The sequence below is a fragment of the Enterobacter chinensis genome (assembly GCF_034008295.1).
GTDB lineage: Bacteria > Pseudomonadota > Gammaproteobacteria > Enterobacterales > Enterobacteriaceae > Enterobacter > Enterobacter chinensis.
The window spans coordinates 455,025-470,100 of record NZ_JARDVI010000003.1 but is presented as its reverse complement, the minus strand read 5'-3'; the positions used below and the strand labels follow the sequence as shown (position 1 = coordinate 470,100).

The 15,076-nt window shown below is 56.3% G+C and carries 9 protein-coding genes; 1 reads left to right on the top strand and 8 read right to left on the bottom strand.

Annotated features, from left to right (window positions below; genetic code table 11):
* Positions 1-49 precede the first annotated feature (49 nt).
* A complete protein-coding gene (argA, locus tag PYW49_RS11545; RefSeq protein WP_134348865.1) occupies positions 50-1,381 on the top strand; it encodes an amino-acid N-acetyltransferase in 1,332 nt (443 codons plus the stop codon).
* Between the two features lie 54 nt (positions 1,382-1,435).
* On the opposite strand, the gene recD is transcribed toward argA, so the two are convergent.
* The 8 genes from recD to PYW49_RS11505 all read right to left on the bottom strand — a co-directional run bounded on the left by recD (position 1,436) and on the right by PYW49_RS11505 (position 14,908).
* Complete coding sequence (gene recD / locus PYW49_RS11540) at positions 1,436-3,256, bottom strand: exodeoxyribonuclease V subunit alpha (protein ID WP_320386479.1); 1,821 nt, start codon at positions 3,254-3,256, stop codon at positions 1,436-1,438.
* Positions 3,253-6,795, bottom strand: a complete 3,543-nt coding sequence (gene recB / locus PYW49_RS11535; protein ID WP_320386478.1) for an exodeoxyribonuclease V subunit beta — start codon at positions 6,793-6,795, stop codon at positions 3,253-3,255. The genes recD and recB overlap by 4 nt, the downstream gene beginning before the upstream one ends.
* Positions 6,792-9,659, bottom strand: a complete 2,868-nt coding sequence (gene ptrA, locus PYW49_RS11530) for a pitrilysin (protein ID WP_320386477.1) — start codon at positions 9,657-9,659, stop codon at positions 6,792-6,794. The genes recB and ptrA overlap by 4 nt, the downstream gene beginning before the upstream one ends.
* Positions 9,660-9,799: 140 nt before the next feature.
* Positions 9,800-13,174, bottom strand: a complete 3,375-nt coding sequence (recC, locus tag PYW49_RS11525; RefSeq protein WP_320386476.1) for an exodeoxyribonuclease V subunit gamma — start codon at positions 13,172-13,174, stop codon at positions 9,800-9,802.
* A 12-nt stretch (positions 13,175-13,186) separates the two neighbouring features.
* Positions 13,187-13,510, bottom strand: a complete 324-nt coding sequence (locus tag PYW49_RS11520; RefSeq protein WP_320386475.1) for a prepilin-type N-terminal cleavage/methylation domain-containing protein — start codon at positions 13,508-13,510, stop codon at positions 13,187-13,189.
* On the bottom strand, positions 13,495-13,896 hold the full coding sequence (locus PYW49_RS11515) for a DUF2509 family protein (RefSeq protein ID WP_320386474.1): 402 nt from the start codon (positions 13,894-13,896) through the stop codon (positions 13,495-13,497). The genes PYW49_RS11520 and PYW49_RS11515 overlap by 16 nt, the downstream gene beginning before the upstream one ends.
* Positions 13,893-14,453, bottom strand: a complete 561-nt coding sequence (locus tag PYW49_RS11510; RefSeq protein ID WP_320386473.1) for a prepilin peptidase-dependent protein — start codon at positions 14,451-14,453, stop codon at positions 13,893-13,895. The genes PYW49_RS11515 and PYW49_RS11510 overlap by 4 nt, the downstream gene beginning before the upstream one ends.
* Positions 14,447-14,908 carry a prepilin peptidase-dependent protein gene (locus PYW49_RS11505; protein WP_320386472.1) on the bottom strand — a complete coding sequence of 154 codons (462 nt, stop codon included), beginning with the start codon at positions 14,906-14,908 and terminating at the stop codon, positions 14,447-14,449. Before PYW49_RS11505 ends, PYW49_RS11510 begins: the two co-directional genes overlap by 7 nt.
* Positions 14,909-15,076 lie beyond the last annotated feature (168 nt).

The following is a 15,076-nucleotide window of genomic DNA, read 5'->3' as shown; positions in this document are numbered from 1 at the left end:
CGAATAAAAATACAGAAATTACGAATAAACATTCATTAAGGGTTGTGCCATGGTGAAGGAACGTAGAACCGAACTGGTCCAGGGATTCCGCCATTCTGTTCCCTATATCAACGCCCATCGGGGAAAAACGTTTGTCATCATGCTTGGCGGCGAAGCCATTGAGCATGAAAATTTTTCCAGCATCGTCAATGACATTGGCCTGCTGCACAGCCTCGGGATCCGCCTGGTGGTGGTCTATGGCGCGCGTCCGCAGATTGATGCCAACCTGGCCGCTCATCACCACGAGCCGATTTACCACAAACACACCCGTGTGACGGACGCGAAAACCCTGGAACTGGTGAAACAGGCGGCGGGTCTGCTGCAGCTGGATATTACGGCTCGCCTGTCGATGAGCCTGAACAACACGCCGCTGCAGGGGGCGCATATCAACGTCGTGAGCGGCAACTTTATCATTGCCCAGCCGCTCGGCGTGGACGATGGCGTCGATTACTGCCACAGCGGCCGCATTCGTCGTATTGATGAAGAAGCCATTCACCGCCAGCTGGACAGTGGTGCCATCGTGCTGATGGGCCCGGTGGCGGTTTCCGTCACCGGTGAAAGCTTTAACCTCACCTCAGAAGAGATTGCCACGCAGCTGGCGATCAAGCTGAAGGCAGAGAAAATGATTGGGTTTTGCTCCTCCCAGGGGGTCGTGAACGATGAAGGAGCGATCGTGCCAGAACTCTTCCCAAATGAAGCCCAGGCCCGTGTGGAAGCCCTGGAGGAAGAAGGAGACTACCACTCAGGTACCGTGCGTTTTTTGCGTGGTGCGGTGAAGGCCTGCCGCAGCGGCGTGCGCCGTAGCCACCTGATCAGCTATCAGGAAGACGGGGCCCTGCTGCAGGAGCTGTTCTCCCGCGACGGTATCGGCACCCAGATTGTGATGGAGAGTGCGGAGCAGATACGCCGCGCCACCATCAATGACATCGGCGGCATTCTGGAGCTGATCCGCCCGCTCGAACAGCAGGGTATTCTGGTGCGTCGTTCGCGCGAGCAGCTGGAGATGGAGATCGACAAATTCACCATTATTCAGCGCGATAACCTGACCATTGCCTGCGCCGCCCTTTATCCGTTCCCGGAAGAGAAGATCGGTGAAATGGCCTGCGTGGCGGTGCACCCTGATTACCGAAGCTCTTCGCGCGGCGAAATGCTGCTTGAGCGCGTGGCAGTGCAAGCGCGCCAGATGGGCCTGAGCAAGCTTTTCGTTCTGACGACGCGCAGTATTCACTGGTTCCAGGAGCGCGGATTTACGCCTGTAGATATCGATTCTCTGCCGGAAACGAAGAAAGAGATGTACAACTATCAGCGCCGCTCAAAAGTGCTGATGGCTGACCTGGGATAATATCTCCTTTGCCGGGTAGCGCTGCGCTTACCCGGCCTGTATTTCTGGCGTCGTTCAGAGGGACTCAAATATCGCACTCAGCCCGCTTCGGCGTTCCGTTCGGGTGGCGATCGCCTGCACCAGCACCCGTTCATCTGCATACAGCGACAGGCGCTGACGCGCGCGGGTAATGGCGGTATAGATCAGCTCGCGGGTAATGACGGGTGAAAGCTGCGTGGGCAGGATCAGCGCCGCATGGTTAAACTCGGAGCCCTGGGACTTATGCACCGTCATCGCCCATGCGGTTTCATGCTCAGGCAAACGGCTGGGCTGGAAAGACTTCACGCTACCGTCCGGCATCTGAAACCAGACGCGTAGCCCCTGACCGCGATCGAGCGCAACCCCGATATCCCCGTTAAACAACCCCAGCGCGCTGTCGTTGCGGGAGATCATCACCGGACGCCCTTCATACCAGCGCGAATGCGGGGTACGGTATATTTTACGCTTTTGCGCCAGCAGCTGTTCCAGCCTGTCGTTCAGGCCGCTGACGCCAAATGGCCCTTCCCGCAGCGCACAGAGCAACTGGTATTCGCCAAATGCGGCAATTACCTGCTCTGGCGAGCCTTGCTGTTGTACGCCCGTCAGGAAGTGCTGATACCCCAGCAGGGCATCATCAAGCATCGCCTGATACTCTTCTCCGCTTTGCAGCGATTTTTTCTCAATATCCGTAAAGGTGCCGTCAAATACCGCGCAGGTTGTGTGCCGGTCACCCCGGTTCACCGCTGCCGCAAGCTGGCCGATGCCGGAGCTGCTGCCGAAACGGTAGCTCTTTTGCAGCAGACACAAACTGTCGCGCAGCGCCCCCGCAAGGGAATGGTTTTCAGAGACGAGCGAACACCCGGTAAGTCGGGCCAACTCCTGCGCGCGTTCAGCGGTATACCCCAGGCTGGCATACGTACAGATATCACCCAATACGGCTCCCGCCTCCACGGAGGCAAGCTGATCGCGATCGCCGAGAAAAATGACGCGCGCGTGGGGCGGCAACGCATCAATCAAACGCGACATCATCGTTAGATCAATCATCGATGCCTCATCCACCACCAGCACATCAAGGTGCAGGGGATTACCGGCGTGATAACGCAGACGCTGGCTGCCAGGCTGTGCGCCAAGCAACCGGTGCAGCGTGCTGGCTTCGTTGGGGAAAAGCGCAAGCTGATCAGCAGTAAGAGGCAGTTTTTGCAGCGCGCCGCCTAACGACTCCGTCAGACGGGCCGCCGCTTTACCGGTCGGGGCCGCCAGGCGAATACGGCATTTTTGCTCACCCGATAGCTGAATCAGCGCAGCGAGCAGTTTTGCCACGGTGGTCGTTTTCCCGGTGCCCGGGCCGCCAGAAATGACCGAGATCCGTCGCGTTAACGCCACGGCTGCCGCTACTTTCTGCCAGTCTGTTGCGTCATCAGAGGTAAACAGCGTATCCAGCACCTGTCGAAGCTGCGCTTCATCGCAGGGAAGCGGGGCGTTGGTCTCACTGAAAAAGCGCGCTACCGTCAGTTCGTTACGCCACAGCCGGTTAAGATACAGACGCTCGCCGATAAGGATCATCGGCGTCCCGGTATCGGTTCCGCTAACGGCAGGTGAACTGAGTAATACAGCTTCCCAGTTCACGATTTCACCCAGCAGAGCGAAACAGGCCTGTAAAGCCGGCGGCATTTTCTCGTCCACCGCCAGACGCGACAGAGGCAGACACACGTGCCCTTCCCCCGCGTCTTTACTCAGAATCGCGGCGGCGAGCATCACGGCAGGCTCTTCGCCAGCCACCATCATGGCGAACTGCACGTCAAGGTGGCGCAGTAATCGTTGTTCAACCGCTTCCAGCAGTAGTGACTGCATCGTCATGCCACTTCCTCCGTGCTTGCAGCAAACAGGTTATCCATTTTTTCAATCAGTTCCGTAGCCGGACGCGTACTAAAGACGCCGGAATGCGGGTCGTTAGCATCCACGCCGCGCAGGAACAGGTAAATTACGCCGCCAAAATGGTCTTCGTAGCGGTAATCAGCGATGCGATGGCGCAGATAACGGTGTAGCGCCAGGGTGTAAAGCTGATACTGCAGATCGTAGCGATGCATTTGCATGGCTGATGCCATCGCCTGTTGGGTATAGGCTTCGCTGTTTTCACCCAGCCAGTTCGATTTGTAATCCAGCAGGTAATAACGCCCCTGATGGCGGAAAACCAGGTCGATAAAGCCTTTTAACATCCCCTGCACCTGGCGGAAGTTCAGCGGCGGGCACCCGGCGGATAACGGATCGTACTCGCGGATAAGCGCATCAAGCGCCTCGGCCCTTAGCGGGCTGGCGATGGGGAGATAAAACTCCATCTCCACCTGTTTATCTTTGGCGGTCAACTGGCTGAGGGCGATCCCCTGCTCCGTGAGCGGAGCGTGCAGAACAGCGTGGATCCAGTCACGCAGAACCGGCTGCCATTGCGCGTCATAGCCTCCACTCTGTAACATTTTCAGCACCCACTCTTCACTGACAGGCTGGGTAAAATCCAGCGCTTCAAACAGGCTGTGCAAAAACGTGCCCGGAGAGGCACCGCGCGGGAACTGGTGCGGCGTAAGCACCGGCTCAACGGGTACGCTACCGGTCCCCGCCGCATCCACGTCCAGTTTTGGCATCAGATCCTGCGCAATACTCTGTCCGTGCTGCTGTAAACCAGAGTAGCTGGTAACACGCCAGTCATCGGCAATCGTGCGGACAACCTGGCGGGCATGCAACTCTGACTCATGCGACTCCGGCATTTGCCAGCGATTATTATCAGGCTGTTCCGGAATATGCAGGGCAACATGCTCTGTGCAAAGCGATTCGATACACTGCCGCAGGCCCGCTGCGTCTTTGGGTTCACCACGCTGAATAAGGCGCCCCAGCGCGCTCAGGTGAAAATCGCTCTCCCCTGTTTTTTCGCCACGACGGCGGAACAGAGGCGCAACGCCCAGGCTGCAGTGCCAGATCGAACGGGTCAGCGCCACGTAGAGCAGACGTAAATCTTCCGCCAGACGTTCGGCCTCTGCCAGCTCAACGCTGGACTCCGCATTGCTGAGATCGAGCACCGCCTCGAACGACTCGCGATCGTGGTAAAAGGCCTGATCCTGCACGCGATAATTGGCGATAAACGGCAGCCAGACCAGCGGATACTCCAGCCCTTTTGACTTGTGGATGGTGACGATCTGCACCAGATGCTTATCGCTCTCAAGGCGCATCTGCTGGCTGGACGAATTGCTGTTCGGGTCGGCAATCTGCTGCGCCAGCCAGCGCACCAGAGCGTGTTCGCTCTCCAGCTGGGTGCCCGCTTCCTGCAAGAGTTCGCTGATATGTAAAATATCGGTCAGCCGACGCTCGCCGCCCGCTGTCGCCAGCATATTCTCCGCAATGTGACGCTGCGCCATAAGCTCACGCACCATTGCCATCACGCCGCGCTTCTGCCATTTCTCCCGGTAGTGAACAAACTCTTCCACCACGGCATCCCACGCGGCCTCGTCATTGTTGAGCGCATCGATATCACGCGCGTTCAGCCCGAGCATCGCGCTGGCTAATGCGCTGCGCAGCGTGCTTTCCCGCTCCGGGGCCAACACGGCCTGCAGCAGCCATAGCATCTCCTGCGCTTCCAGCGTTTCAAAGACGCTATCGCGGTTTGAAAGGTAGACGGAAGGAATATTCAGTAACGTCAGGGCATCACGGATAAGCGAGGCCTCCTGACGGCTACGCACCAGCACTGTGATATCCGATGCCTTTACAGGGAGTGCATCCTGGCCTTTCCAGAGTACCGCCTCGCCGCGAGCGCCCGCACTGAGCCAGTCACGGATTTGCGCGGCACAGTGCTGGGCCATAGCATTTTGATAGTCGGCGACGCCGCAGCCTTCCCCGTCCAGCAGCCAGAAGCGCATGGCCGGTTGCGTCTCGCCGTTAAATTCGAAGCGCAACGAGGCATTTTTCTCGGCAAACTTTACCGGCTGGAACGGGATCTCCCGGAACATAAACGCCGTATCCATGCGGTTGAACAGCGCATTGACACTTTCCACCATGCCGGGAGATGAACGCCAGTTGGTATCCAGGGTGTAGTGCGCTTCAACTTCGCTGCGGGCCTTCATGTAGGTGAAAATATCCGCACCGCGGAAGGCGTAGATGGCCTGTTTAGGATCGCCGATTAACAGCAGCGCGGTGCCGGGCTGCTGGCGCCAGATACGGCGAAAAATACGGTATTGTTGAGGGTCGGTATCCTGGAATTCGTCAATCATCGCCACCGGAAAGCGGGTGCGAATCGCAGCGGCAAGCGTTTCGCCATTTTCACTGCACAGCGCCGCATCGAGGCGGCTCAGCATATCGTCAAACCCCAGTTCACCGCGGCGGCGTTTCTCACGGGCGACGGCTTCGCGGATCTCCGTCATGGCGCGGACGATCATAAGGTCGTTGAGCGTTAAGGGCTCAGCCAGCAGGATTTCAATCGCCTCAAACAGGGGATGCTCGGGCACAATACCGTCAGGTTTGGTTCGCTCAACCAGGAAACGCCGGGAGAATTTCTCCAGCGCGTCCGGGAGCTGGTAGCCCCGCGTCTCTTCCTGCGCCCAGGCGCTGATCTTGTCGATCCATTTCCCCTGGTTGCCGCGGTTAAACTTACGACGGTCAATGCCGGAATTTTCGATGATTGCGTCAACTTCGCCGACTGACTCAATCCATTTTTGCTTGATGTCGACAATTCGCGCGATGATTTTTTCGTGGCGTGACGCCAGGGTTTCATCCGCCGGCGGCGGAGATTTGATCGCTGGCGCTTCCCCCTGAAGATAGCGATCGATCGCGCGCAGTAGCGCTTCAGGGCCTTTCCACAGCGCGTGTACCGCTTCGGCGATATCACGCTGTAACGGGTAGCAGTGGCGACGCCAGAAGTCCGCGCAGGCCTGATAGCGAAGCACGGTTTCATCTTCAATGAGCTGCTGTTCAAACAGCATGCCTGACTCAAACGCATTCAGGCTCAGCATGCGCTGGCAAAAACCGTGAATGGTGAAGACGGACGCTTCATCCATCTGCCGTTCGGCCAGAAGCAGCCACTGCGCGGCCTGCTGCTTGTCGGCAATTTCTTCCAGAAGACTGGCGTAGAGGGGGTTATCCGTACTCTGACGCAGACAGGCGATGCGCAGCTCGTGGATATTGGCGCGAATACGGCCGCGCAGCTCTGCGGTGGCGGCCTCGGTGAAGGTCACCACCAGCAGCTCCTCCACGCTCAATGGACGGGGAAAAGCGGCGTTGCCGCCGAGCCCTAACAGCAGGCGCAGATAGAGCGCGGCGATGGTGAAGGTTTTTCCCGTTCCCGCTGAGGCTTCAATCAATCGTTCACCCTGCAGAGGTAAACGTAAGGGATCAAGGGGCTCAGCGGTATCGGTCATTCTTTCTTACTCCAGGGCATAGATTGCTGCAGCGCGCTGACGCTCTTCCAGACTTTCCAGCCATGCGGGTTAACGTACTCCGTTTTCCCGTTCTGGCTACCGGAAACCTGAGACAGAATCGTCATTCCCTGCGGTTTAATAACCGCCTGATGGAAGAAGTCGGCAACCTTCTGCGGCGTCAGCTGTTTTATCTCGGCCACTACTTTATCACGCGAATCAAATTTCAGATTACCGCGATCGAAATCTTTGCTCAGCTGCGAGGCTTCTTCACCCAGCGTTTGCGGCGGCTGCATCACCTGCGCGATGACGGCCTGCTGGATCTGGGCGAACTCTTCCGGCTTCATGGCGCGCAGTTTTGCTTCCACCTGCGGGAAGAAGGCCTGATAACGCTTCCAGAGATACGCCGGTTGTTTATCGCTGCTTTGCAGCAGGAAACCCAGCCCCCACTGACGACCGACGTTCATGGAGAAAGCGAACACCGCGTAGCCAAGCTGCTCTTCCGTGCGTAACTGGTTATAGAACCACGGCTGAATAATTTGGCCCAGCACGGCACTCTGCGCCGAACTGGAGAATTCATCATAACCCGTTGGCACAAATACCGCGGCCAGGGCGGAATCCGTGCTATTACCCGCCTTTTCAAATATCACATTCTGTTTTTTCTCAACCAGTACATCCTGGTTGCGGCACCACTCGTCGCCTTTCGAACCGAGCTGAGTGCGCACGTTCTCCGCCAGCGTTTTGGCCTGATCCTCGCTCATATTACCGACAATCAGGAACTCCGGGCGCGTATTGGTTTTCAGCGCGTCACGGTAGGCCAGCACGTCTTTTAACGTGATAGAAGGCAGTAAGGCGCGGCGATCTTCCCGCTGGAAATAGGGAATTTGCGACAGCATTTGCGCCGGCATAAGCGCCAGATCGTAAGCTTTGCCCTTCTCCGCAGAATCCATCATCTGTGCATACCACGATTTGGCCTGCTCAAGCTGCTCCTGGGTCGGCGTGTAGCTGAAATAGCCCTGCAGCAGTGCCTGGAACAGCTGAGGCAAACGCTGGGTATAGCCGTTTGCATTGAGCATCAAACCGTTGTTGGCGTTGGTGGAGAAGCTGATCCCTCCAACAGCCGCCTGGTTACTAAGCTGATCGAGCGCAATCCCGGCGAGATAATCATTGAGTGCGAACATCACCTGATTTTTGGCGCTGTTCATCGCTTTCGGGTTACGTAACACCACGCTGACGTCGGCCTTTGGCTCACTGGCGAAATAGCGGCTTGGGGTATAGACCACGCGCAGCGTCGGCTCATCAATGATGAGCGCCGGGTGTGGGTAATCTTTAGTCGTTTTGGTCAGCGAGAAGTCATCCGGAATATAGGGGTTCAGCTCCGGCAGCGTCAACGCAATCTCACCAGCCTTCTTCTGCCAGTCGGCGAAGGTCTGAGCGCTAATTTTATCCACCTGATAGGGGGCATCGACAAAATAAGCCGTCTTGTTATGCGGTTCGTTCGGGCTGATGTACCAGATACGGGCATTTTCCGGCGTCATCATCGCCAGGCGCGCTTTTACCGCATCGGCATCATACCGGTCGGCAATATTGACCGCGTCGAGGGTGTGTTCCACCGGCACGCGAATCATGGTATCCGCCAGCCACTCCACGTAATCCATGTCGCGGGTAATGGACGGGTAACGGAAATCAAGATCCAGCACGTGCGCGAGTTCATCAAAATAGTGTTTATCGACGCCTTTCTCACGCAGTAAAGAGAGGTAGCTGAAGATCGCCGCTACCACTTCATCACGGTTTGCCAGCCCTTTGTCGGTCAGGGTGGCGGAGATCGCCAGCACGCCGCTATTACCGTTCACCACCGGATCGGAGTCAGCGCGAATACCTTCAACCAGCCCCTGTTTTTGCAGCCAGTCAGAAAGTGTACCCGGGCTACGGTTACCAATCAGATAGGTCACCAGCTCATCGGTTTTACTGCGAAACTGCGCCGTGTTGTTATCAATGCGGAATTCAACGCGCAACACTTTGCGCGGCAGGGCGGGCACGTAGTGGATCACAATGCCTTTCTGCGCATCCGTCACCACCGGAACATTTATTTGCGGCAGGTCGATGTTTTTATTTGGCACCCGGCCAAACGTTTTGGCCGCCATGTCGGCCAGCTCTGGCAATGGTTTGTTACTGTAGATGACCGCTTTCATCAGGTTGGCGGAGTAGTATTTATCGCGAAACGCGTGCAGGGCATCAAGCACCGGGCTGTTCGGTTTGTCGCTTAACGTCTCCAGGTTACCGCCGGAGAAACGCGAACCCGGGTGTGCTGGGTTGATGGTTTCGGCGCTCACCTGGGCCATGCGCATACCGTCTCGCGTACGGGCCATGGTCAGCTCGGCATTCACCGCATTGCGTTCACGGTCGGCGTATTTTTTATCCAACAACGGGGCGGCGATGGAATCAGCAAGGCGATCGACCGCGCCTTCCAGCGCATCATTTTCGACTTCAAGATAAAAGGCCGTGCGGTACGGTGCCGTGCTGGCATTGTGGCTTCCGCCATGCATCTTGAGAAATTCAGACAGGCTATCTGGCTGCGGGTATTTTTTTGACCCCATCAGCGTCATATGTTCCAGATAGTGTGCAAGCCCAGGATGGGTTTCAGGATCTTCCAGCGACCCAATCGGCACCACCAGTGCAGAGAGCGATTTTACCGCCTGCGGATCGGAAACCAGCAGTACGGTCATGCCATTATCAAGACGAATAGCCTGATATTGGCGGGTATCTTTTTCGCTTTTACGAATAGTTTCCTGAACGGGTTGCCAACCGGTGTCTGCCTGAGTGACAGGTACCCAGAGGGCGAAAAACAAAACAAACGCTTTAAACAAGGTGCTACCTCTTTATCACGGCTACATCATTAACACATTGCGTGCTGGACACGCCAACATCTCTTTATTGGGTACATCAGTCCGTGATAAGAAGTGCATCATAAATGAACACCCTATGCTGCGCAATTTTTATACAGCGCTCAGGACTGATTAAATTTGAACAACGGTAACAGGTAGCGCTGCGCCTCTTCCTTGATAGTCTCGAAGTACTCTGGTTCAAGCGTGCGCCATAAGCGCTGATACCAGACATCTTCACCTTCGCCGCGCACCATCATGTTTCCTTCGTAGGCCTGCATAAATTTACTGCGCGCTTTCTGCAGTGACGCCTCGTCCGTTAACATCGCATCATTCTGCGCGTCATAACAGGCTTTTATCCAGGCACCGCCGCTTTCCGGCAGCAGCAGGAGCGGTTTGTTCATTCCCTGACGGTAGCCCTCAATGTACAAAGACAGGTAACTTAACGCTTGCTCCGCCTCCATCGGCGGGAAGCGCCATTCGCCCTCTTTGCGCACGAAAATCCGGCTTTCGCCTTTATGACCACCCGCACTGTAGACAAGATGTTCCAGCCAGAGTTGCAACCCCTGAGACACGCTCAGCATAGAAGGCCGCCAGCGCAGCAGCCCATCTGGCTGAACCTGAGTTAACCAGCCCGTGAGCTGTACGCCGCTGCACCTGAGATCGATTTCAATACTTTTTCCGGGCTGTCGGCACTCTCTCACGCGCTCTGCCAGAGCGGTCATCTCAAGGCACTGCGCCTCCCAGACAATCTCCCCGAATGCTCCATAGGGCAGTTGCCCTGCCGCACGGTAGCGGCGGTAGAGTTTGTCAGCATCTTCCTCTTCAACCAGCGCATTCAGCAGCTGCAGATTTAACTGATAGCGCTCCAGCCCTTCCAGGGTGAAGGGTTCTGCATCAGGAATTTCGCTCTCTTCAGAACGGAAGTTAACCTGTAATCGTTGCTGGAAGAAAGCGCGCACCGGATGCGCCCAAAAACGCTGAAGCTGTTCGAAGGTCAGGGTATCAATCGGCCGCGGGTCAAGTTCCTGAATGAAATCGGTATGCGCGCTCCCCTCTTTTTTCGCCGCCGGTAGCCACTCCTGCGCATAGCTCTGGCGCTCGCTGGCAACGTAGTTCACCGGGTCAAACGGCATGCGGCTGTGTAAACAGGTGATATGGGCTTTCACCCTCTGCTCGCTTTCATCACAGTTGCGCTCTTCATCCCCCGGCAGGTAGTGGCTCTGGCCGATATAATCCACCAGTTCCTGCACCAGAACGGAAGGGAAACGCTCGCTGTTGTCCTGAATGGAGCGACCGATGTAGCTGATATAAAGCGTGTTCTGTGCGGAAATGAGCGCTTCAAGGAAGAGGTAGCGGTCATCATCGCGGCGGCTACGGTCGCCGCGCTTTGGATCTGCGCTCATCAAGTCGAACCCCAGCGGCGCCAGGGCACGTGGATAAACGCCATCATTCATGCCCAGCAGACAAACTACTTTAAACGGGATAGAACGCATTGGCATTAGGGTGCAAATATTGATGGGGCCGGCCAGGAAACGCTGGCTGATTCGCTCCTGGTCAAGCCGCTGCGTCAGCTCATCTCTCAGCAGTGATAAAGGAATCGCCTCGTGATAGTGGGAATTTACGCCCTCGTCGGCGATAGCCTGCCACTGCGTTTCAATGAGCGCCATCGCCGCTTCGGTGTCGCTGTCCGGCAGGAAGAAATCAGTGAGTAACGCCCTGCAAACCGGGAGCCACTCTTCAAGCGCACGCGGCTGCATCAGCTCGCGACGCCAGCGGTTAAGCTGCATCAGTAGCGACGCTAAATGCCCCACCAGTTCAGCAATTAACCCACTGGATTCATCGTAAGGCAGTACCTCATTCCACTCGCCCTGGCTGCTTTCCATGGCGTAGCCCAATAACATACGCGTCAGGCCAAACCGCCACGTGTGTTGACCAGTTGGGGGAAGCTCAAACTCCTGGACGTTATCGTCGTCAATACCCCAACGCACGCCAGACTCGTTCACCCACTGGCGAAGGTAACGTAACCCCTCTTCATTGATGTTGAAGCGTGCGGCCAGCACGGGCACATCCAGTAACGCCAGGACATCTTCGGAGATAAACCGGCTATCCGGAAGGGACAGCAAAGTGATAAATGCCTGTAATACCGGATGAGATTGACGGGCGCGGCGGTCCGAGATGGCGTAAGGCAGGTATCGCTCGCCCGTCGCACTACCAAAGACGGCCTGAATGAAGGGGCTGTAGCTGTCGATATCCGACACCATCACCACGATGTCGCGCGGCGTCAGTTCGGGATCCTCCTGCAGCATCGCCAGTAGCTGGTCGTGAAGCACTTCGACCTCACGCTGTGGGCTATGGCAAACGTGAAGACTGATACTGCGATCGTCAGCCTCCAGCTTCCGTTTCTTGTCGCTGCGTTCGAACTCGTTCGCCGTCACGCCCATGACGGCACGGTTTTCCAGATCCAGAATATCTAGCTGAATATTGTGCAGCAGGCTATCCGGAGCGATCTCGACAAAGGCATCCACGTCCCCTTCACCTGAGGACGTGATGTCGGACAACATATGAATATAATCACGCCCCAGTTTCCCCCATGAGGCAAGCAGTGGATTCGGCAGGTTCTGAATACCGTTTTCATCGAAAAGCTGCGCGGCAGAGGCTCCGTCTTTAAACAGGGGCACGGTACGCTCTTCAAAAAGGCGTCGCCTCTGGCGGGTCACAAGCCGGGAAAGCCAGCGACCATCCTGAATATCCCCCCAGTAGTGGCGACATGGATTCGTAAATAAAATATGAATGTCGATATGTTTACCCAGCGCGTTCAACGCCTGCAGGTAAACCGGTGGCAATGCCGAAATACCGCAGATAAACACGCGAGAAGGCAGTCGTGCCGGTCGTTCAGCGCTGTTTTGCAGAATGGAGATAAACCGTTGGTAGAGGTTGGCACGGTGCCACTTAGGCTGGCCAAGTTTCTCCGTATGTTCCACCAGTGCTTTCCACAGGGGAGCCTGCCAGATCTGCGCCTCCGGTAAACCTTCCACAAGCTCGCCGGCTTCCCAGTGAGTCAGCCATTCCGGACGGTATACCAGATACTGGTCATAAAGATCGGCGGTGCGCGACGCCAGCTGGAACAGCTTGCGTTTATCGGCATCGTCATTGAGGTAGTGGCGCAGCATGGCGAATTCATCGTGCTGCAGCATTTCTGGCAGCAGCGCCATCAGCTTCCAGCTCATGCCTTGCTTGTTGAAGGCGCTTTGCTCCGGAATGTCCGGCAACACACGGACAAACATCTCCCAGATAAAACTCGCGGGTAGCGGGAAATCAATATTCGCGGCTATACCAAATTTACGGGAGAGCGACATTTGCAGCCACTGTGCCATACCGGTGCTCTGCACCAGCACCATCTCAGGCTCAAAAGGATCGTCAAGCCGCTCATGCTCAACGATAAATTCCATCAGTGCTTCCAGCACATCCAGACGATTTGAGTGGTAGACCCTTAACATAGACGCTCCCGACTACTGGCTAACCGGGCAATGCAGACGCGTTATCTCACCGCGCCGCCCCAGAGGAGAAATAAGTGTAGCCGTGATGCTGACACATCCGGCGAGCGTTGTCTGCCCCCGACTGGCCTGCCAGTCTTCGGGGAGAACATTTGTTGAGAGCTGTGACTGGTTCCAGGCATGGTGCCAGAGCTGGCGATACTGATTAAACACGGTAAACCGCGCCGCCAGCACCCGGTGATAACCCGACAGTGCCGTTACGACAATCACCAGCAACATCATCGCCAACAGGACCTCAACCATGCTAAACCCTTTTTCTCGGCTCACGGCAACTGACATAACGCGCTCTCCTTTAGTGGACAAAAATCACTCCAGCCGTGAGGCGAAAAGCGAACCTCTCCGTTCATTATTTCTCCTGCGCGCCAGAGCAGCAGGTCGTTGCCGCCCGCAATCAGTAACACATGCGTCTCGCTAAGTCGCCGCAGACACACTCGCCAGGTTGATGCTTTTTTGCACTGAACCCGTGGTTCTGATGACCAGCTCTGAACACGTCCCCACTCAAGCGCAGACTGCACAGATGCCTGTTGCTGAAGTGAGTAGCTCTCACCGCCAACGAGCGCACTAAACGTTGTAAGCTGCTGATTGAGACCGGCGAGGATCAGGCTGCCAAGCACCAGTAAAAGCAGAACCAGTGCCAGCGAAGACATCCCGCGTTGTCGGTTCACAGGTTGTACCCCGTGACCGTATGCCAGGCCTGCCAGGGCTCCCCCTGTTCGCCTTTACGAATGGCAGCCAGTTCGATATTCAGTTCTGGCGCAAAAGCGGCATGCTCAACTTTACTCACCACAAAGTGCGTGATGACAAGCCTGTCCGGGTCTGTCAGCTTTTCCCATCCTTTTCCTTCACACGAGGTTGCGCCACGCAGGGTTTCCAGCGCGCCCGATTCCAGACGAAAACCGGTGCTGTCATTTTCTGATGCTGTGCTATCCCATTTGCCGTTACTGTTGGCGTCCCACCGCACAATGACACAACTGCCCTGCCTTGCCGTCACCAGCGCTTGTCCCTGACAGTTACCCGCGCAGTATCCCGCGCGCTGAAGCTGTTTTCCGAGGGTAAACAGGCGTTGCCAGACCTCTTCTTCCAGCTCTCGCTGGCCGGATTGCAGTAATACAGCCCGCTGTAGCCCTGGCAAAAATCGCGATGCGCTTATCAGCAAAAGGCTGCTTATCGCCGTGGCAATCAGCACTTCAGTCAGTGAGAAACCGCGCTGTCTCATCAACATAAACCGCCCTCTGAGACCTTACACATCCTGATGCGCCCTCCATTTGAGACAATAATCAGCCATTCTCCTGCCCGGCTTTGAACCCGTATCCGTCCTGCCCATGCAGTATCCCTTAATCCATAGAACCCTAAAGACGGCGTTAACTCGCTCACAGTGACGTCAGGCCAGAGTGGAATCAGTGCAAAGGGGTTGCCTTTCTCACAGCTTTGCAAAGCAGAACTCACCAGACAGTCTCTTTCTCCACCCCGCTGAAGGGTAATTTGATGATCGCGGTTATGCTGGTTGGCATGGTTGCGCAGGAACAGCAGGTAATCTCGCACCTGACAGGCGGTTTGCCACAGCTGCTGCTGCCGTTGCCAGCTGTCCCAGCCGTACAGTCCTGAGACGCTGAGGATAACGACAAGCGAAATGGCGACCAGCGTTTCGACAAGCGTAAAGCCGTTCTCTTTTTTCATACCGGGAGTGTGGCGAAGCGCCGTGGACATGACGAGCGACGAATTATCGTTTTACGAGGCGTTATCCGCAGAATTGGGAGAGTTGCAGCGCATTGCACGCTTTCTGGATAGCGTATCGGGAAACGGGATGAAGACGAAAAAAAACCGGCGCTAAACAGCACCGGTTGT

What these genes read in the sequence shown, in the direction of transcription:
- argA (WP_134348865.1), top strand. Translation starts at nt 50, where the DNA reads ATGGTGAAGGAACGTAGAACCGAACTGGTCCAGGGATTCCGCCATTCT.
- recD (WP_320386479.1), bottom strand. Translation starts at nt 3,256, where the DNA reads ATGACGATGCAGTCACTACTGCTGGAAGCGGTTGAACAACGATTACTG.
- recB (WP_320386478.1), bottom strand. Translation starts at nt 6,795, where the DNA reads ATGACCGATACCGCTGAGCCCCTTGATCCCTTACGTTTACCTCTGCAG.
- recC (WP_320386476.1), bottom strand. Translation starts at nt 13,174, where the DNA reads ATGTTAAGGGTCTACCACTCAAATCGTCTGGATGTGCTGGAAGCACTG.
- PYW49_RS11520 (WP_320386475.1), bottom strand. Translation starts at nt 13,510, where the DNA reads ATGTCAGTTGCCGTGAGCCGAGAAAAAGGGTTTAGCATGGTTGAGGTC.
- PYW49_RS11510 (WP_320386473.1), bottom strand. Translation starts at nt 14,453, where the DNA reads ATGTTGATGAGACAGCGCGGTTTCTCACTGACTGAAGTGCTGATTGCC.
- PYW49_RS11505 (WP_320386472.1), bottom strand. Translation starts at nt 14,908, where the DNA reads ATGAAAAAAGAGAACGGCTTTACGCTTGTCGAAACGCTGGTCGCCATT.